Source organism: Ruegeria sp. Alg231-54 (assembly GCF_900143525.1).
In the GTDB taxonomy this organism is placed as follows: domain Bacteria; phylum Pseudomonadota; class Alphaproteobacteria; order Rhodobacterales; family Rhodobacteraceae; genus Ruegeria.
The window spans coordinates 259,996-278,503 of record NZ_FREZ01000005.1; the positions used below are offsets into that span (position 1 = coordinate 259,996).

Genomic DNA, 18,508 nt, shown 5'->3' on the forward strand with positions numbered 1-18,508 from the left:
GCCTCGCTAGGCTGATCGCGACTTGGTAACACTGAATGCGATGGGTCCCGGATGGATTTAAGTCAGACAACCGCAACTGCCTTGCTGGCTGCGCTTTCGGCCCGGCGTCTTTCTGCCGCTGATTTGATGCGTGAATCCTTGGATCGCATTGCGGCGGTCAATCCGCGCCTGAATGCAATTGTTGCGCTGCGCGATGAAGAGGTGCTGATGGCCGAGGCGCGTGCGCTGGATGCGAGACCAGTGACAGGCCCGTTGCATGGGCTGCCGATCGCGGTCAAAGATCTGGTGAATGTCGCCGGGGTGGTGTCGTCGCAGGGATCACCGCTGTATCGCGATCATGTACCCGAACAGGACGATCTGATAGCCGCACGGATGCGGGCGGCCGGCGCAATCCTGATCGGTAAAACAAATACGCCAGAGTTCGGTTTGGGCTCGCACACGTTCAATCCCGTTTATGGTGCCACGCGTAACCCGTATGATCACTCTAAGACATGCGGTGGATCATCGGGTGGGGCAGCGGTTGCGCTGGCCACCGGGATGGTGGCGCTGGCGGATGGCTCTGACATGATGGGCAGTCTGCGCAATCCAGCGGCCTGGAACAATGTTTATGGGTTTCGCCCAAGTTGGGGGCGTGTGCCGCCTGAACCGGTGGGCGACGTATTCCTTCACCAACTGTCCTCGCTTGGCCCAATGGCACGAGCCCCGGAAGATCTGGGTGTGTTGTTGGACGTAATTTCAGGGCCTGACCCGCGGCATCCTGCAACCCCGCAAAATGCTGCGGTGTCCCCAGTTCAGGCGGCCGATCTGTCCGGTATGCGGATTGGCTGGCTGGGCGACTGGGGTGGGGCGTTCCCGTTTGAGGATGGTATTTTGGACCTGTGCCAGGATGCGCTGTCCGTTTTCGTACAGCAGGGGGCGCAGGTTGAAGCTGTTGCGCCGCCCTTTGACGCGGAACGCATATTCGAAAGCTGGTCGACCTTACGATCCTGGAGCGTGGCGGCAAGTCTGGCCCCGCAGTCTGAACAGCGGGAGCAGTTGAAGGACACGGCGCAATGGGAACTTGACCAGGGGCAAGCCCTGACGGCGATGCAGGTGCATCATGCGAGTGTTGTACGATCGGATTGGTTCCGGCGCGTGGCTGAACTGTTCGAAGGATTTGATGCGTTGATCCTGCCGTCTACTCAAGTCTGGCCGTTTGAACTTGAGCTCCCGTATCCCACCGAGATTGCCGGTAAAAGCATGGATACCTATCACCGCTGGATGCAGGTCATGATTCCAGTCAGCCTGATTGGCTTGCCGTGTCTGTCGGTGCCAGTAGGGTTTGGGGCAGGCGGGTTGCCGATGGGCATGCAGGTCTTTGGCCCGCGCGGCGCGGATGCAGATATATTGTCAATCGGGGCCGCGTATCACGACGCGACCGGGTGGCCACAAAACCGACCGGCTTGAGGAGAGCGCCGGAAACAGGAGGAGAGACAGAGCATGGAAAAACCCTTTGGGGTTCCGGAAATGGGACCTGTGGATACCGGTATGCTGGGCGAGGCATTGCGCCGTGCCTGGGCTGATTTTCGTCGTGCACCAGTTTTTGGCCTGTTGTTCGGAGGGTTCTATGTGCTGGCGGGCTGTGCCATGGCCTGGATCACGGTGCAGACGCAGACGTCATACTGGCTCGTGCTGGCCACCATAGGATTCCCATTGCTTGGCCCCTTTGCAGCGGTGGGATTGTATGAGGTGTCTCACCGGCTGGAACAGGGCGAACCCTTGAAGTTCAGAGAGGTTTTTGGCGTGATCCTGCAGCAGAGCCGCCGTCAATTGCCATCCATCTGCGCGATTATCGTGGTGATTTTCCTGTTCTGGTTTTTCCTGGGTCATATGATCTTTGCGTTGTTCATGGGGCTGTCGACCATGACCAACGTCTCCAGTTCGCTAGAGGTCTTTATGACGCCCAATGGCCTGACTATGCTGGCCGTCGGCAGCATCGTGGGGGCCATTTTTGCGCTTATTCTATACATGATCACCGTCCTTTCGATCCCGATGTTGCTGGATAGAGAACTGGACTTCGTGACTGCGATGATCGCCAGTTTCAGCTACGTCCGGTCGAACCCGAAGATCATGCTGGGGTGGGGTGTGTTCGTGGCTGTCGTGACGTTTGTGGCTATGATCCCGTGGTTTTTGGGGTTGTTGATCGTCTTGCCGTTGCTGGGGCATGCCAGTTGGCACCTGTATCGTCTGATCACTCTGGCAGGGGCCGGGATAGACGCCTGAAGAGCCTATGCAGCGCTTTGCTTGAACCGTTTGGCAGCGCGTGCCGCAGGCAGGGCAGCCTTGGCCTGAGTGCCCAGGTAATTCAGCGAGATCCGGCGCATTGTGGTCGCCTGAGCGTTGGTTTTGGACAGGCAAATTGCAATGCCGCGCCACCGCTCGGAATTTTCTTCAGCACCGCGGGTCACAAGGTAGATGCGACTGTTTTGGGCCGCACGGCTGGACATAAGGATAAAAATCTGGCGCCCGGCGCATGCTGCAATACCCTGCACCTCACGTCTGGTGGTGTCGGCCGGTATCCCGTCATTTTCGGGCTCATAGCTGCGCACCAGCGTGCATTGCGGCAAACGGCGCGTGTGGATCAGCCGGTGCCTGGTTGCAGGAGATCCGTCCAGTCCCGTTTCCGTCGCATAATAAAAACCGGCCGGCAATAGGTTTTCAGTCAGCGTAGAGGGGCCGGACCCCAGGAATTCAGTCAGGGCCGAAGCAGCCGGATGTTCGGGAGGCGTTTCAATTTCCTCCAGAGGCCGCAACAGGATACGGGCGTCGACCTCAAAAAACCGGCAAATGCGATCCAGAACATCGGGGCGGGGAAAGCTTTCACCCGCCAGATATCTGTTGAATTGGGTTCTGTTGATGCCTAGCTGGCGGCACAGTTCGGACACGGACGAATATTGCCGCGACAATTGTCGCAGATTGGCACCGAACATCTGGCGCAATTCATCAGGACTGCGGATACTCATGGTCATTTCTGTCCCAGGTTCCTGAGTGTCATTCCAAAAAGTGCGACGCACCCGACCTTTTGGCCGTTCGTGCATTCTCAATCGTACTGGTGACCCTAGCTGGCGCATCCCAACACCACGCTACGCCTACGAAGTTAACGTTGGGGCAGGCAAACGCAATAGGCTTTACGTCAATTTGTATGATCTTTTTGGGTAACCATGCTCATAAGCAACATACAGCGATATTGTTTGAACATGTCTTGGGACTGCGCCTCGCCCCGGTACCCAAAGGGGGGGGCGAGGCGAAAAAGTCAGTCGCCGCGCAGCAGGGCGGCCACGCCGGTGCGTGCAATCTCGACAAGGCCTAGCGGACGCATCAGATCGGCAAAGGCGTCGATTTTGTCCGGGGCACCGGTGAGCTCGAAGATGAACGAATTCAACGTGCTATCGACGACGCTGGCGCGAAAGATATCGGCCAGACGCAGCGCCTCGACCCGCTTGTCGCCCGCGCCGACAACTTTGATGATCGCCAGTTCCCGCTCGACCGAGGGGCCTTCGACGGTCAGGTCGTGAACCTCGTGTACCGGAACGATACGGCCTAATTGGGCTTTGATCTGTTCGATCACCTGAGGGGTGCCGGTGGTGACGATGGTGATGCGGCTTAGGTGGCCTGTGTGATCCACCTCGGCGACGGTCAGGCTTTCGATGTTGTAACCCCGGCCCGAAAACAGTCCGATGACGCGGGCTAGTACACCCGGTTCGTTTTCAACCAGAACCGCAATCGTATGGCGTTCCTGCACGTCCGAGAAGGTGGGGCGTAGGTTGTAGGCGGAATGGCGCGTTGCACCTTTTTTGATATGTAGGGCAGACATTTATGTCCCTTTCATAATCCAATGATGGTCGGGTGCCAGCGCACCCGACAAAATCCGTCGAATTGTGTCAGACCAGAACCGAGCCTTTGGAATCGATCACGCCCTGTGTCTCAGCTTCACCCAACAGCATTTCGTTGTGTGCCTTGCCCGACGGGATCATGGGGAAGCAGTTCTCGTGCTTTTCGACCAGACAGTCAAAGATCACCGGACCATCATAATTGATCATCTCCATGATCGCGTCATCCAGATCGGCCGGATCGGAACACAGGATGCCCTTGGTACCGAAGGCCTCGGCGAGTTTGACGAAATCGGGCAGGGCCTCGGACCAGGAATGTGAGTACCGCTCGCCATGCAGCAGTTCCTGCCACTGACGCACCATGCCAAGGCGTTCATTGTTCAGAATGAACTGTTTCACCGGCAGACGGTACTGTGCGGCAGTGCCCATTTCCTGCATGTTCATCAGCCACGAGGCCTCGCCCGCGACGTTGATGACCAGTGCATCCGGGTGCGCCATCTGCACGCCGATGGAGGCCGGGAAACCGTAGCCCATTGTGCCCAATCCGCCCGACGTCATCCAGCGGTTCGGATCTTCGAACCCCAGATATTGCGCGGCCCACATCTGGTGCTGACCGACCTCGGTGGTGATGTAACGGTCGTGCTTTTTGGTCAGTTCTTCAAGACGTTCAAGCGCGTATTGCGGTTTGATCGTCTTTTCACTGTTGGTGTAGGCTAGACAGTTCACTTTGCGCCATTCGGTGATCTGATCCTGCCACTTGGCAACCGACGCCTCATCGGTTTTGCGGCCACGCGCTTTCCAAACCTTCAGGATGTCCTCCAGCACATGTGCAACATCACCAACAATCGGGATGTCCACGCGGATCACCTTGTTGATCGAGGACGGGTCGATGTCGATATGCGCCTTTTTTGAGTTGGGCGAGAACGCGTCAATCCGCCCAGTGATCCGGTCATCGAACCGCGCGCCGATGTTGATCATCAGGTCGCAGTCATGCATCGCCAGATTGGCCTCATACAGACCATGCATTCCCAGCATGCCCAGCCAGTTTTTGCCCGACGCCGGGTAGGCGCCAAGGCCCATCAAGGTTGAGGTGATCGGGAAGCCTGTTGCATCGACCAGTTCGCGCAGCAACTGACTGGCCGCCGTGCCGGAATTGATGACGCCGCCGCCGGTGTAAAAGACGGGTTTCTTGGCGGTCTCAATTGCGGCGACCAGTTCGGTGATCTCCTCCAAATCGCCCTTCACTATCGGTTGGTAGTGCGAGGTCGAGGGCTTTGGAGCGCTATAGTCACTGGTTGCGAACTGAACGTCCTTGGGGATATCGACCAGAACCGGACCAGGGCGACCCGAGGTGGCGACATGGAATGCCTCGTGCATCGTGTCGGACAGCGAGTCCGTGTCCTTGACCAGCCAGTTATGCTTGGTGCAGGGGCGGGTGATGCCGACGGTATCGGCCTCTTGGAACGCGTCCGAGCCGATCATGAACGTCGGAACCTGTCCGGTCAGAACCACAATCGGGATCGAATCCAGCAGCGCATCCGTAAGGCCGGTCACGGCGTTTGTCGCGCCGGGGCCAGAGGTCACAAGGGCAACGCCGGGCTTGCCGGTCGAGCGGGCATAGCCTTCGGCCGCGTGCACCGCGCCTTGCTCATGCCGCACCAGAATGTGACGAATATCGTTTTGCAGAAAAATCTCATCATAAATCGGTAGCACAGCACCGCCGGGGTATCCGAATACCGTGTCCACGCCCTGATCCTTGAGGGCCTGAACTACCATCTTTGCGCCGGTCATCTCACGTGTCATCTGCTTTGCTCCGTTCGCGACATGTGTCTTGCGTTTAGCATAAAAAAAGCCCCCGAGATTTTCGGAGGCGCATGGGTTCGATTATGGTTTACCGTTACCGGCCCATGCGCGTGGTTCCTACGATTACGACTAGCGTTCTCATCGCCAAAGGCTCCTTCTTTGCGTGCAGGGACATTATGAGCCGGGGCAAGGGGCGTCAACAGGCTTTTGCACCAATTTTCTAACTCTGAGGGTGAAATTTGCGACATTTTATTGCGCAGATTGACGCATGCAGGGAATATTCAGGAAAAATACCCCCTTTGACCTCCAAATTTCTGCCTTGAGGGTAGTCAAAAAGCGGCATCGCGATGTCCGAAACAAGCATGAGGAGCAGTTTTGACTGCGGCACGCTGAGAGTGACCGAACAAAGAAGGGAGGCCGAGGATGATCCATGATCTGGTTGATCTGGGGCGGTATCCGATCGATTGCCCGGACTCGCGCGCATATGAACGACTGATCGGTGATCTGCGTCGCGAGTTGGATCAGGACGGTTGTGCCGTTTTGCCCGGTTTTATCCACCCCGAAGGTTTGGCGCAGCTATTGAAAGAGGCGGATGCTGTGGCCGACCAGGCCCATCGCTCTTTCAACCGCACCAACGCTTATTTCTCAAAGGACGATCCCCGGTTGGACCTGAATCACCCAATACGCAGATTTTACGACCGGTCGAACGCCTTCGTTCCGGCGGACAACTTTCCCAAATCGGGTCCACTGCGCCGAATCTATGAATTCGAGGGCTTTTTGCCGTTCATACGCGATGGGCTGGATGAGCCGGAGGATCGGTTCTTTCGCTATGACGATCCGCTGGCGGATGTGATCGTCAACGTGGTCGAAGAAGGGCAGGGCTTTCCCTGGCATTTCGATACCAACAACTACACCGTGACACTGGCCATCCAGAATGGCGAGGCGGGTGGAGCCTTTGAATACGTGCCGAACCTCCGCAGCACCGAGGACGAGAATTTCTCATCCGTGGCCTCTGTTCTGGACGGAAACAGGGCGCTGGTCAGGACGTTGGAGCTGCAGCCCGGAGACCTGCAGATACTCAAGGGGAGATACGCTTTGCACCGGGTCGCCCCGGTCCAAGGGGCGCGCAGCAGATATGTCGGTATCTTTTCCTTTGTCGAAGCCGAAGGCATGTGTGGTGGGGTTGAACGCACCAGGCAGCTGTATGGGCGGGTTCTGCCGCATCATCACCAGCGTGTGGGATTGCGCAAGGATCAGTTGTTGGATTGAGCAGCTGCGGGTTACAATCGAGAGCAGGGGCTACCGTCGGAGGGGCACATGCCGGAATTGCTACAGCTCACGCCATTTGTTCTGTGTTCGTCACTGCAAAAGCAGGTTGATTTCTATTGCGATCGATTGGGATTTACCTGCGGTTTCAGGCAGGACAATTATGCCTTCCTGTCGCGTGGCAAGGTCGCCATTCGCTTGCTTGAATGCCCGCCGCGCGAAGACGGGCGTGCCTTGGGGGATGATCAGTCCTTTTACATCGATGTGGCCGGGATTGATGATCTGTATGAAACCCTCAAGGCAGGGTTGGCTGATTTACCAAAGGGGCGCGTGCGTCCGCCGTTCAATCAGCCGTATCAACAACGCGAGTTTCACGTCCTGGATGAGGATGGAACCCTGGTGTTTTTTGGTGAAGGCTTGCGAGCAAAGTCCTGAGTTAAAAAGCTCCCGCCCGTTGTCGATGCGCCATTGGCGCACGTCCTCCGGTTGGGCCGGGCAGCGCGTTCCGCGCTGCGGAATCAGAAGCCGGGGCTTGTGCCCTGCAATACACCATGTTCAAGCGCATAGCGGGTCAGGCCGGCGGTGGATGAAATCCCAAGTTTGCGCCGGATGTTCTTTCGGTGCGTTTCAACGGTTCGAACCGAGATATCCAGCGCTGCGGCGACTTCCTTGTTGGATTTGCCCTGCGCCAGTTCCAGCAGAATTGTCTGTTCGCGCCCGGTCAGCGCCTCGCGGGCGCTATCGCCTTTGGGCTGAAGCGATCCGCTGGCCCCGGTGCACAAGTACTGCTCACCACGCATCACGGCGTCGATGGCCTGTTTGATCTCATCCGTCGGCACGTCCTTGAGAACGTATCCGCTGGCGCCATGGCTGAGCGCGGTCGAGATGTATTCGGGGCTGTCATGCATGGACAGGATCAGAATGCGTGTCCGGGGCAGGCGTTCCAGAATGATTTCGGTCGCGCTGAGGCCGCCTAAGCCGGGCATGTTCAGATCCATCAGGATCACGTCGGGTGCAAGATCGGTCGCCTGATCCACGGCCTCTTGTCCGCTGCCCAAGGTCCCGACCACCTCGATCTCATCATAGCTTTCAAGGATCGACTGAATCCCTTCGGCGACCATAGGGTGGTCGTCAACGATAAGAACCCGGATTGTCTGATCGCTCATGTACCGGCCTTTCGGTTAGGCGTTGCGTCCTCTTGCGGCGGCAGCATGTGGCTCAGAGGCAGGCTGACCTCGATCACTGTGCCGCTGCGTGGGGCGCGTGATGACAGAATGCGCAGCGATCCGTCAAGCTGTTCGATGCGTTCCTGCATGTTGCGCAGACCGATACCGGGGTTGGCGGGGTCTGGTGTGGTGCGTAACCCGCGGCCATTGTCGGTGATCCGCATTGTCGCGCCTTTCTTGTGGCCGCGCAGGTCTATTGTAACACGGGTCGCCCCGGAATGACGCTCAATATTGGTCAGCGCTTCTTGGGCGATGCGGTACAGGGCGATCTTGCTATCCTGATCCAGCCGGTTGCGGAACACCACAGTCGAGAATTCGGTCTCGATCCCGGTGCGTTCGCAGAAATCGTCGGTCAGCGCCTTGAGGGCAGGGCCGAGGCCCAGATCGTCCAGCACGCCGGGCCGCAAGTCGCGGCTGATGCGGCGGACCTCGGTTATGGCAGCGCCCAGATTGTCGATGCCCTTTTCCAGAGGTGCCTGCGCCCCAGTTTCGTCACCGCGAGACAGGCGACGGCGGGCATTGTCCAGCGCATAGCGGACACCGACAAGAATTTGGCTGATCCCGTCGTGAAGCTCGCGCGCCACGCGCCCACGCTCTTCCTCTTGCGCATCAAAAACCCGCTGCGTCAGTTCCTTGAGTTTGGCATCTGCCAGACGGCGTTCGCGGACGTTCAGCAACATGCCCGAGGTGAAGACAACCAACACTGCGGCAAGAACAATTGCGCCGATATACGAGAAAGTCCGTTGCACTCGGGCCTCGACCTCGGCCCGCGCGTTGGCGACTGTCGCGACGATGTCGTCGATGAAAACTCCTGTGCCGACAGCCCACCGCCAATCCTGCAAACCGGCCACATAGGCGATCATTTGCGCCTCTTCGCCTGTCGAAGGTTTTTGCCACATGAAACTGTGCCAGCCCGCACCTTGACGGGCCAGGCTGATGAATTCGTCCACAACAGGAGTGCCGTCGCTATCGGTCAGCCCCTCCCAGTTCCGGTTGATGAATTCGGTCTGGCGCGGGCTGACGAGATTGTTGCCGTCATAGTCATAGACGAAAAAGAACCCGTCCTTGCCGTAGATCATCGCTGACAGGATTTGCGTCACAAGGTTCTGTGCCACCTTATCTTCAGTCGATGCGCGCCCATAGATATAGGCAAACCCGTTGCGGGCCTGCGTGACATAGTTCCTGAGCTCTTCTTTCTTGGCCTCGATCAGACGTCGTTCAAGTGCCTGAATTTCGCGTTCGGCAGTTGCACGGGATTCCTGCGCCACAAAGAACGCAATCGCGGCCACCGCCACGACCAAAGGGATCGCCGCCACAAGCGACAATTTCTGGCCATAGGTCAGCGAAATCAGATTACGGAATCCCCTCATAGGCGAATCGATACGCAAGCAGGCGGCAAATTGCAAAATTTTTGGTGAATTGGCGCATATGAGAGGGACGGCGCACAGAATTAATTTGCATTTGTCATGGTTTGCACCCGGGAAAACATCAAAAACGCGATCCCCTACGTAGTACTAGGTATTCACATTCACATCTTGGTCATTAGGCTGACGCGCACTGAAAACGACTACGCCCGGCAATTGCCCGGGTTTTGAATATGTAGGGGAGGAACACTCATATGGATCGTCGTTCATTTCTAAAAACATCTGCTCTGGGCGGCTCGGCAGTTGCAGCCACCACGCTGGCGGCACCGGCATATGCGCAGGGTAAGCGCACGCTGACCATGGTAACCTCGTGGGGTCGCGGCCTGGCGGGTGTTTTCGACAGCGCACAGCGTTGCGCCGACAGCATCACTGCGATGTCGGACGGCAACCTGACCGTTGACATCAAGGCTGCCGGTGAATTGGTTGGCGCATTCGAAGTCTTTGACGCGGTTTCGTCGGGTCAGGCCGACATGTATCACGCGGCGGACTACTACTTTGTTGGCCAGCACCCGGGCTATGCCTTCTTCACCGCTGTTCCGTTCGGCATGACCGCTCAGGAAATGGTGAACTGGTACTATCAGGACGGCGGCATGGAGCTGCATGACGAGCTGGGCCAGATCTTTGGTCTGAAGTCGTTCCTGGCAGGTAACACCGGCGCGCAGGCGGGTGGCTGGTACTCGAAAGAGATCAACGGCCCAGAAGACTTTCAAGGTCTGAAATTCCGTATGCCCGGTCTGGGTGGCCAAGCTCTGGGTAAACTGGGCGCGTCCGTGCAGAACATTCCGGGTTCGGAAGTGTATCAGGCGCTGTCGTCCGGCGCGATCGACGGTACCGAGTGGATCGGTCCGTGGGCTGACGAAAAAGCCGGTTTCCAGGAAATCACCAAGGTTTACTACACCGCCGGTTTCCACGAGCCGAACGCAGGCCTGTCGCTGGCAACCAACCGCGACGTGTTCGACAGCCTGACACCCGCTCAGCAGAAGATCATCGAGATTGCCGCTGCCGAAGCACACCAGTGGAACCTGGCACAATTCCTGGCCAACAACGGTGCCGCTCTGCAGCGCCTGCAATCAGGTGGCGTCAAGGTCATGGAATTCCCGGACAGCGTTTGGGATGCGTTTGGTGCGGCCAGCCAGGAAGTGCTGGACGAAAACATGGGCGACGAGCTGTTCAAGAAGATCCACGACAGCGCCATGGCGTCGTCGGCATCGTCGGCTGGTTGGCTGGACCTGTCATCGGGCGTTTACACAACGCAGCGTAACCGCGTTCGCGGCTAAACGTTTTCCAAACGATCAATTGGTTTCCCCGCTTTCGCGGGGAAACCTTTCTCTGTTGCGTATGCGCGGGCCCATCAAACCGCTATAATCAGCAGTGCAACTGATACGACCTGGGGACAACATGCAGGACGAAAACGGTATCTCGTTCTTCGGCGCCCTGTGGAACGGACTGGTATGGTTCGTTCAAAACATTGCCGAAGCCTTCATTAATTTCGGATACGCCATCACGCATCCGCAACTCTGGCTGAACTGGTCGGACAAAGAAGCGATCATGCGCTTTGTCTATTACGGTGGATCAGTCGAGTTCTTCTTTGTGGTTTTCACCATCTTCCTGGTACTGACGGCCATCGGGCTGTACTACCGGAATTTCATGTGGGGCATGGTGCGGGGCCTGGAAGGGTTCGCCAACACCACCGGGCGTTTCTTTGCCTGGGCCGGTCTGTTGATGGTCATTCAGCAGATCGTCATCGTGTTCATGCAGCGCGTGTTTACCCGCCCGGATATGTCTTTTGGCCTGGGTATCCCGTTTCAGATGGATATCAGCTGGTTTGCCGAAGAGCTGAAACTCTATAACGCGATGGTCGTCTGCCTGTGCTGTACCTACACATTCGTGCAAGGCGGTCACGTGCGTGTTGACCTTATCTATGCCGGCATTAGCCACCGCGCCAAACGCGTTGTGGATATGCTGGGCGCGGTTCTGTTCATGATGCCAATGGCTGTGCTGACCTGGATGTATGGCTGGTATTTCATGTGGCGGCACCTGATCGTGCCGAAACCGTCGGCCAGTGACACGCTGGATCGTCTGGTGATGAAATCCCGCGCGCTGCGCTGGAATGTCGAAACCATCGGGTTCAGCCCAAATGGTTTCAACGGATACTTCCTGTTCAAGATACTGCTGGTGGCCTTTGCCGCGATGGTATTCCTGCACGCGATCGCATTCCTGTACCGCTCGTATCTGGAATACGTGGAAGGGCCGGACAGCGTTGGAAAATATCTCGACAAGGACAGCCTTGGCGAGGGTGAAGAAGCCTACGAAGGCGCACATTAGGGACGGAGACCCAGACTATGTTATTCGGACTTGATGGCGTCGAGATAGGCCTCATTATCGTATTCTTCTGCCTCTTTGGGGGCATCCTTTCCGGGTTCCCGGTGGCCTTTGCCATCGGCGGGGCCGGTATCATCTCATTCGGGATCATCGCCGCGCTGGACAGTGCCGGACTGCTGATCCATCAGGCCATCGACACTGGCTCAACAGCCTATCGTGATCTGGTGAATTCCGGGGTCAAACCGGATTCCGTATCCATATTCCGATACCCGGAATTACCAAGGGTAGGCGAGGCGGTCTTCCCCGCTGGTTGGGAAACCGCGCTGGATCGCAACGTGTCGTTCATCGTGAACCGCATGAACGAACGCGTTCTAGCGGGGCAGTCTATTGAGACCCTGCTGGCCGTTTTGATGTTCGTTCTGATGGGCATCACGCTTGAACGCTCGAAGATCGCGAACGATCTGCTGACAACAATGGCGCGCGTCTTTGGGCCGCTGCCGGGTGGTCTGGCCGTGTCGATCGTGGTCGTTGGTGCATTCCTGGCGGCCTCGACCGGTATTGTTGGCGCAACCGTGGTAACCATGGGCCTGCTGGCGCTGCCGACCATGTTGCGCAACAACTACTCGCCTGAACTGGCGACGGGTGTGATTGCGGCATCGGGCACGTTGGGGCAGATCATTCCGCCGTCCATCGTTATCGTCCTGTTGGGCACCTTGGCGGGTGATCTATATTCAACTGCGCAGGAAACGCGCGCTCAGGACGCAGGCTGTACCGATGCGCTGACCTATCTGGGGGAACCGGCTGTGGTTTCGGTCGGTACGCTGTTCCAGGCCGCTTTGTTGCCCGGGATAATGCTGGCGTTGCTCTATGCGATTTATGCATTTTGCTATGCACTGCTGAATCCTGATAAGGCACCAGCGGTGCCGATGTCCGGCGGTAGTGGTGAGCCGATCACGCGCAGTGAAGGCCTGACTTGGTTGCTTGGCGCACCTGTTGCCCTGATCGTTGGCGCAGTCCTGCTGGGCAGCTCGGGGATCATTGGCAGCCAGAACATCAACGTCTCGGCGTTTTCAGACATCGGTGCGGGCGCGTCGCTGCGCACCAATGTTTCCGAGCAGTGCAAAGTGTCGATGATCGAGCTGCACGGACAATCCGCCTGGGATCAGGCCGTATCCGAGCAGGAAACGATTGACGCCGCAGGTGGTGTCGCCAATGCCGAACGACTGAGTGAAGAGGCGCTGGTCGAGGCGCGCGAGGCCAAGATCGCCACTGCGGCGCCGATTGGTACTGGTGTTGCGGTGATTGTGGTTCTGCTGGGTCTGACACTGGTCATGGGCCGCGGCATTGCGCCGTCCAAACCGACGCAGCCGTTGATTTTGGGCGCTATCGGTTTGCTGTTGATGTTGCTGGTTGATGTTCTGTTGATTGCACCAACAACGTCTTCGGGATTGACCTTCGTCCTTCTGGCTTTGCCCTTTGCATTGGCAATGTACGGCTGCAAGGAGGCGGCAGCCCGATGTGCCACTAACGATCTGATCCGGGTGGTCTTTCCGCCATTGGTTCTGATCATCGCGGTGCTTGGTTCAATCTTGGGCGGTGTGACCAACCCAACACCAGCGGCAGCACTTGGGGCGGGCGGAGCGATCATGCTGGCAGCCTATCGCAAGCTGCAGGATCAAGAGCGCTCGGGCAAGGTGATCATCTGGGCCACTTTTGCCGTGATCATTGCACTGCTGATGGGCGTGAACTTTGATCTGCGCATCAATCAGAGCAATGTGAACTTTGAGACCTGGGTCGCCTTCATAATTGCTTACGGTGCCTATCTGTATGCCCTGTTCGGTCTGCTGTTTGGATGCTGGGTTTTGTTCACCAGCGGCGTTCTGACGCCCGTGGTGCGCGAAACGGCCAAGGTGACCTCGATGGTGTTTACCATCCTGATCGGATCCCAACTGCTGAACCTGGTGGTGATCTCTTTCGGGGGTGAGCACTATATTCAGCAATTCCTGCGCAGCTTTGACAACGAGTTCACGGTCTTCCTGATCGTGATGCTGGTGCTGTTCATTCTTGGGTTCGTGCTGGATTTCCTCGAGATCATCTACATCGTGATCCCCATCGTGGGACCGGTGATCTATGGTGGCTCGTTCGATCCGAAATGGGTGACGATCATGGTGGCGGTGAACCTTCAGACGTCGTTCCTGACGCCGCCGTTTGGGTTTGCGCTGTTCTACCTCAGGGGTGTTGCACCCAAAGAGGTCACAACAGGCCACATCTATCGTGGGATCATCCCGTTCGTGATCATTCAGGTGGTCGGGATTGCGATCCTGTGGTTCTTCCCGTCGATCGTGACCATCGTTCCGGATCTGATCCCGAATTGATGCGACGTTCATAACCAAATTGAAAAGGGGGCCTTTGGGCCCCCTTTGCTTTGGTGTTTGGGGGAAGGGGCGCTGCCAAGTTGCCGATTGCACTTTTGGTTGGCACCACGCCGCACTTGTCAATCGTAGCCAAATGCCTTGGCGCTCCCGCACTCAGCTGAGTGCTAAGGCAATAACCACGCTATCAAGCTAATGTGTTCAGGAAATTTGGACGGCGCGGACGGCTCCTTGCGCTCATTGGCTATTGCCGCGGCGAACGTCAGCTTTGGGCCGATACCGTTGAAAAACTCTTCCTTGATTGGTTCGCCAACGACTGATTCAATTCTGTCACCGAGCGGGAGGGTTTGCGATGATGGGACCAAGGCAAGAGGCGCAAGCGGCCTTGTTCTACGAGTTCTCGCTGGAGGAGCATGTTCCCCAGGATCACCTGCAGCGGTCGATTGATCTGTTCGTCGACCTAAGTAGCATCCGCGCGCACCTTGCGGATTTCTACAGCCACACGGGTCGCCCGTCAGTCGATCCTGAACTGCTGATCCGGATGTTGCTGGTGGGATATTGCTTCGGCATCAGGTCGGAACGGCGACTTTGCGAGGAGGTGCATCTCAACCTGGCTTACAGGTGGTTCTGCCGCCTCGATCTGACCGACCGCATCCCGGATCACTCAACCTTTTCCAAGAACCGCCACGTACGGTTCCGCGAGAGTGACCTGTTGCGACATGTGTTCGAGACAACTGTCGCTCGTTGCATGGCGGAAGGGCTGGTTGGTGGTCAGGGCTTTGCGGTCGATGGCAGTTTGATCGTCGCGGATGTCCAGAAGCAAAACTCCAGCAATCCCGATGATTGGGAGGCTCGGGAGATAATCCCTAAAGATGCTCCCCGCGCTGTGCGGGAGTATCTAGATGTGCTGGACGATGAAGCGTTTGGGGCTGCCAGCGAAGTGAAGCCCAAGTTCACAGCCCATGTCGACCCTGCTAGCCAATGGACGGCAGCCCGGAAGGGTCCTGCATTCTTGCCCTTTTCTGACAATTATCTGATCGACACAGATCACGGGATCATTGTCGATGTCGAGGCCAGCCGGTCCGTCAAAACAGCAGAAGTGCGCGCCTCACGCCGCATGATAACCCGGACCAGCGAACGGTTCGGACTGAAACCGGACTGGGTTGCTGCCGACACCGCCTATGGCTCCGCAGAGAACCTTGCCTGGCTCGCACTGGATCGACAAATCCTGCCGTTTATCCCTGTCTTCGACAAATCGAAACGTCAGGATGGAACGTGGTCGCGCTCTGACTTCATCTGGGATCCCGACAATGACAGGTATCTTTGTCCCGAAGGCAAAGAGCTGAAGCGCACCCGGCAATATCACAAAGACCCGCGCAATAAGCAGCCGCGAACAGGACGTCGCAAATACCGCGCCAGCAAGATGGTTTGCAGTATCTGCCCTGCGAAGGATAAATGCTGTCCAAAGGTGGATGCGCGTTCCGTCACCCGCGAGCGGTTCGAGGAGGTCCGGGAGTTTGCCCGCCAATGCACGGCCTCGGAGTTCAATCCAAAGGCTCAGGCGCGCCGCAAGAAAGTCGAGATGCTATTCGCCCACCTCAAACGCATTCTCGGTTTGGGGCGGCTCCGGCTGCGAGGGCCATGCGGCGTTCAAGACGAATTCACCCTCGCAGCCACCGCCCAAAACCTCCGGAAACTTGCAAAACTGAAGCCGTTGATCCCCGCCACAGGATAAAGGGCGAGGCCATCTTCGGCTGAACCAATAAAATCAATGCTATAGCTCACACCCTAACTCAAAAAACGAACGACTTTTTCAACGGAATCAACCCAGATTTGCAATTCTCTGCGATCAGTTCAATTAGTTGGCCGCAGCCCAAAGCGGGCATTCGCCACTGAGCTTTGCAGATTTAGCTGCGCGGGACGGGAGCTACTATTGGTGCTGAAGGCTTGAACGCAGGCTCCGAGCGCTTCGCCACGGCAAGAATATAAGAAAGATTTTGACCGCGAAAAGCAAGGCGGCTGAAACAGCACTCTTAAAGGAAGCAGGCGTCACCGCACACTTCCGGGCAAAACAGGTTTAACCCAAGGTGTTTCCGGTGATGAAGGTGTACGAACTTTCGACCAGATCGATGACGACATCCAACTCTTCTGGTGTGGTCGGAGTATAGATCATGACAAAGCCACTCCATCCGGGACGTTGATTAGCCCAAGGGTGTCCTACGGCCCAGCCAGCCTCAATTGCCCGTCGGGCCATTGCCGGGCGCAGCGAAGCGTGCAAGCTGCCATCAGGATGCATATGCGCAAACTCAAACCCACCGACAATAGAGTTCGGTTGAGACAACAACATGTCAGGATCAAGCTGAAAGCCAATCGCGCCAGGTAATGATATGCGTGTTGGGCCAAGTGTGACCCCTGGGAATTGCGCAACTCGCTCCAGCAATAGCTGGGCCAAATCGGCATTAATTTCGACACCAATCTGAGTATGCGGTACGCCGCTTGTCGTTTCGGGACGGGGCGAGGTGCGCTCCGGCAAGGAGCGCTCTTGCGCGGACGCCATTGAGCACATCAATACCACTACCGTCACAGCAACCGCCAATGTTCTCAGGTGCACATTCATCGTGTTGACCATCTGCCAATCAAAAAGATTGAGTGCTGAGCGCAGTATCGGCGCCCTTGCACACATCATTCAGCCTTTAACGCTTCGATATTGATCAAGAGAACTATTTCGTCGCTCACCGCTGGCGCAAATGCCCCAAGTCCGAATTCAGACCGCACGATAGTCGCCGTGGCAGCCAGCCCCAAGGTCGGCGTGCCCTCTTTTGGGCCAAAAGGGTATGGCGCTGACTTGTTAAGCGTTGTTTCCAGAACAACAGGTTTGGTGACGCCATTCATGGTCAGGTCGCCAGAAATATTCGCGGTATTGTCCCCGGTGACTTCTATGCTGGTCGAGGCGAATGTGACTATGTCACTATCACTCGCACTGAAAAAGTCATCGGACATGAAGTGTTGCAGACGGGCGTCCCAGCCCGTGATCATGGATTTCACAGGCATAGACACTGTGACAGATGACCCAGACGGATCATCTTCGTCGAACTCAATCTCACCGCTAAAACCTGAGAACATTCCATATGTTTCTGAGAACCCGATGTGGTTGTAGCTGAACAATACCTGACTGTGTCCAGGATCCAGCCCGTAAGTGCCGCTCTCGGACAATGCGGTTGTCGCGCCCATCGATAAGAGTACCGCCAGCGGGGTTGCTGCCACTTTGAACATTGATACGCTCCCATTTTGACAAGACGTGTTTGTGGAATTGAGTATTGGGATTTAGGTTTTGGCCGACCATACTTTTAGGACAAAATGTTCTACTATGCAACAAATTGTTCCATAGGAGGAGTAATTGAAAGAAGATCCTAGGCTGATCGCCACACGACAGACTGCGCTTGATGCTGCGCAAAAGATACTGATGGATGAAGGCGTGCTGCACGTAACTCATGGCGCAGTTTCAAAGGCAACGGGCATTTCGCGCAGCACACTTTACCGGCACTGGCCAGATGCGCGTTGTCTGCGTGATGCAGCGTTCAGGCGCATTGCAACACCGCCGAACATACCGCCCAAAACCGATGGCCCGCTGCGATCTGACTTGCGCTGGTTACTCGGTGTACTGATGGGAGCCTTGAATGACACACCATGGGGCCAAATCGCACCTCAGGTGGTCGCTGCTGCGTCCACCGATGCAGAAGCGCGGTTGGTGATTACTGAATTCATGAAAGACAGGTTCGCAAGTGTTGAAGCAGTATTTGCAGCCGCAATAGACCGCGGTGAGATCACCGCCGACGTTCCGGTTGACCAACTCATAGAACTAGCAGTGGCTGCACCTTATTTCCGCAAGCTCATTCGTCACGAGGCAATGGACGAGGATTGGTTGGACCGACATCTTGATCTGCTTTGCAGTATCGCGAAAACCAATTCAGGGCAGTGACCATCCTTTACTTTGCAATCAAAGCGACCAGTAACTTAACAATTTCCATGATCGCGGTAGGACTACGTTCGCTGCGTGACAACAGCACGTCGCATGGTAAAAACGAACCGCTACTCACAACTTTGATGTCTGTACCCTGATTTGTCGCTTCCGCTCATTCCCATTGCTAAATGAACACCTTTGGGTTCAGTGTTGCCATTCTCCGCAGCAAGCACGATAGGCCGCTAGCAGCCCAAACCGGACATTT

The 18,508-nt window shown here is 56.7% G+C and carries 16 protein-coding genes; 9 read left to right on the forward strand and 7 right to left on the reverse strand.

All coding sequences use genetic code 11. The features are described 5' to 3' along the window. The first annotated feature begins 51 nt into the window (after window positions 1–51). Together DHN12_RS11920 and DHN12_RS11925 are read left to right on the forward strand one after the other, a co-directional pair. Window positions 52–1,446: an amidase gene (locus tag DHN12_RS11920; RefSeq protein ID WP_108860395.1), complete on the forward strand. Its 1,395-nt coding sequence runs from the start codon at window positions 52–54 to the stop codon at window positions 1,444–1,446. Between the two features lie 33 nt (window positions 1,447–1,479). Further along, entirely contained in the window at window positions 1,480–2,262 is a 783-nt protein-coding gene (locus tag DHN12_RS11925) for a DUF2189 domain-containing protein (RefSeq protein ID WP_108860396.1), read from the forward strand. A 5-nt stretch (window positions 2,263–2,267) separates the two neighbouring features. On the opposite strand, the gene DHN12_RS11930 is transcribed toward DHN12_RS11925, so the two are convergent. From DHN12_RS11930 to DHN12_RS11940, 3 genes are all read right to left on the reverse strand, one after another. After that, window positions 2,268–3,008: a helix-turn-helix domain-containing protein gene (locus DHN12_RS11930; RefSeq protein ID WP_108860397.1), complete on the reverse strand. Its 741-nt coding sequence runs from the start codon at window positions 3,006–3,008 to the stop codon at window positions 2,268–2,270. A 284-nt stretch (window positions 3,009–3,292) separates the two neighbouring features. Then, complete coding sequence (gene ilvN / locus DHN12_RS11935) at window positions 3,293–3,853, reverse strand: acetolactate synthase small subunit (protein ID WP_108860398.1); 561 nt, start codon at window positions 3,851–3,853, stop codon at window positions 3,293–3,295. Window positions 3,854–3,920: 67 nt separating this feature from the next. Then, a complete protein-coding gene (locus tag DHN12_RS11940; RefSeq protein WP_108860399.1) occupies window positions 3,921–5,672 on the reverse strand; it encodes an acetolactate synthase 3 large subunit in 1,752 nt (583 codons plus the stop codon). Window positions 5,673–6,095: 423 nt separating this feature from the next. Here DHN12_RS11940 and DHN12_RS11945 point away from each other — a divergent pair, with 423 nt between their 5' ends. Next, complete coding sequence (locus DHN12_RS11945; protein ID WP_108860400.1) at window positions 6,096–6,941, forward strand: hypothetical protein; 846 nt, start codon at window positions 6,096–6,098, stop codon at window positions 6,939–6,941. 48 nt (window positions 6,942–6,989) lie between these two features. Next, the gene (locus tag DHN12_RS11950) at window positions 6,990–7,373 is read left to right on the forward strand and encodes a VOC family protein (RefSeq protein WP_108860401.1); all 384 of its coding nucleotides are present in this window, start codon (window positions 6,990–6,992) and stop codon (window positions 7,371–7,373) included. A gap of 83 nt (window positions 7,374–7,456) precedes the next feature. On the opposite strand, the gene DHN12_RS11955 is transcribed toward DHN12_RS11950, so the two are convergent. Next, window positions 7,457–8,104: a response regulator transcription factor gene (locus DHN12_RS11955; RefSeq protein WP_058277545.1), complete on the reverse strand. Its 648-nt coding sequence runs from the start codon at window positions 8,102–8,104 to the stop codon at window positions 7,457–7,459. Then, window positions 8,101–9,534, reverse strand: coding sequence for a cache domain-containing protein (locus tag DHN12_RS11960; protein ID WP_108860402.1), 1,434 nt, complete (start codon window positions 9,532–9,534; stop codon window positions 8,101–8,103). Before DHN12_RS11960 ends, DHN12_RS11955 begins: the two co-directional genes overlap by 4 nt. 248 nt (window positions 9,535–9,782) lie before the next feature. Here DHN12_RS11960 and DHN12_RS11965 point away from each other — a divergent pair, with 248 nt between their 5' ends. From DHN12_RS11965 to DHN12_RS11980, 4 genes are all read left to right on the forward strand, one after another. Further along, window positions 9,783–10,865, forward strand: coding sequence for a TRAP transporter substrate-binding protein (locus tag DHN12_RS11965; protein WP_108860403.1), 1,083 nt, complete (start codon window positions 9,783–9,785; stop codon window positions 10,863–10,865). A 121-nt stretch (window positions 10,866–10,986) separates the two neighbouring features. Beyond that, window positions 10,987–11,913: a TRAP transporter small permease subunit gene (locus DHN12_RS11970; protein WP_108860404.1), complete on the forward strand. Its 927-nt coding sequence runs from the start codon at window positions 10,987–10,989 to the stop codon at window positions 11,911–11,913. A gap of 17 nt (window positions 11,914–11,930) precedes the next feature. After that, window positions 11,931–14,285, forward strand: a complete 2,355-nt coding sequence (locus tag DHN12_RS11975; protein WP_108860405.1) for a TRAP transporter large permease subunit — start codon at window positions 11,931–11,933, stop codon at window positions 14,283–14,285. 349 nt (window positions 14,286–14,634) lie between these two features. Beyond that, window positions 14,635–16,017, forward strand: coding sequence for a transposase (locus tag DHN12_RS11980; protein ID WP_108860406.1), 1,383 nt, complete (start codon window positions 14,635–14,637; stop codon window positions 16,015–16,017). A 342-nt stretch (window positions 16,018–16,359) separates the two neighbouring features. On the opposite strand, the gene DHN12_RS11985 is transcribed toward DHN12_RS11980, so the two are convergent. Together DHN12_RS11985 and DHN12_RS11990 are read right to left on the reverse strand one after the other, a co-directional pair. After that, window positions 16,360–16,899: a luciferase family protein gene (locus DHN12_RS11985; protein ID WP_234416630.1), complete on the reverse strand. Its 540-nt coding sequence runs from the start codon at window positions 16,897–16,899 to the stop codon at window positions 16,360–16,362. 65 nt (window positions 16,900–16,964) lie between these two features. After that, window positions 16,965–17,555, reverse strand: a complete 591-nt coding sequence (locus DHN12_RS11990; protein WP_108860408.1) for a YceI family protein — start codon at window positions 17,553–17,555, stop codon at window positions 16,965–16,967. Window positions 17,556–17,679: 124 nt separating this feature from the next. Here DHN12_RS11990 and DHN12_RS11995 point away from each other — a divergent pair, with 124 nt between their 5' ends. Then, window positions 17,680–18,261, forward strand: a complete 582-nt coding sequence (locus DHN12_RS11995; protein WP_108860409.1) for a TetR-like C-terminal domain-containing protein — start codon at window positions 17,680–17,682, stop codon at window positions 18,259–18,261. Window positions 18,262–18,508: the final 247 nt, after the last annotated feature.

Bases quoted from the DNA above. Each gene is read 5' to 3' on its own strand.
- DHN12_RS11985 (WP_234416630.1), bottom strand. From the start codon at position 16,899: ATGAATGTGCACCTGAGAACATTGGCGGTTGCTGTGACGGTAGTGGTA.
- DHN12_RS11970 (WP_108860404.1), top strand. From the start codon at position 10,987: ATGCAGGACGAAAACGGTATCTCGTTCTTCGGCGCCCTGTGGAACGGA.
- DHN12_RS11975 (WP_108860405.1), top strand. From the start codon at position 11,931: ATGTTATTCGGACTTGATGGCGTCGAGATAGGCCTCATTATCGTATTC.
- DHN12_RS11940 (WP_108860399.1), bottom strand. From the start codon at position 5,672: ATGACACGTGAGATGACCGGCGCAAAGATGGTAGTTCAGGCCCTCAAG.
- ilvN (WP_108860398.1), bottom strand. From the start codon at position 3,853: ATGTCTGCCCTACATATCAAAAAAGGTGCAACGCGCCATTCCGCCTAC.
- DHN12_RS11955 (WP_058277545.1), bottom strand. From the start codon at position 8,104: ATGAGCGATCAGACAATCCGGGTTCTTATCGTTGACGACCACCCTATG.
- DHN12_RS11950 (WP_108860401.1), top strand. From the start codon at position 6,990: ATGCCGGAATTGCTACAGCTCACGCCATTTGTTCTGTGTTCGTCACTG.
- DHN12_RS11990 (WP_108860408.1), bottom strand. From the start codon at position 17,555: ATGTTCAAAGTGGCAGCAACCCCGCTGGCGGTACTCTTATCGATGGGC.
- DHN12_RS11965 (WP_108860403.1), top strand. From the start codon at position 9,783: ATGGATCGTCGTTCATTTCTAAAAACATCTGCTCTGGGCGGCTCGGCA.
- DHN12_RS11980 (WP_108860406.1), top strand. From the start codon at position 14,635: ATGATGGGACCAAGGCAAGAGGCGCAAGCGGCCTTGTTCTACGAGTTC.
- DHN12_RS11945 (WP_108860400.1), top strand. From the start codon at position 6,096: ATGATCCATGATCTGGTTGATCTGGGGCGGTATCCGATCGATTGCCCG.
- DHN12_RS11925 (WP_108860396.1), top strand. From the start codon at position 1,480: ATGGAAAAACCCTTTGGGGTTCCGGAAATGGGACCTGTGGATACCGGT.
- DHN12_RS11920 (WP_108860395.1), top strand. From the start codon at position 52: ATGGATTTAAGTCAGACAACCGCAACTGCCTTGCTGGCTGCGCTTTCG.
- DHN12_RS11960 (WP_108860402.1), bottom strand. From the start codon at position 9,534: ATGAGGGGATTCCGTAATCTGATTTCGCTGACCTATGGCCAGAAATTG.
- DHN12_RS11930 (WP_108860397.1), bottom strand. From the start codon at position 3,008: ATGACCATGAGTATCCGCAGTCCTGATGAATTGCGCCAGATGTTCGGT.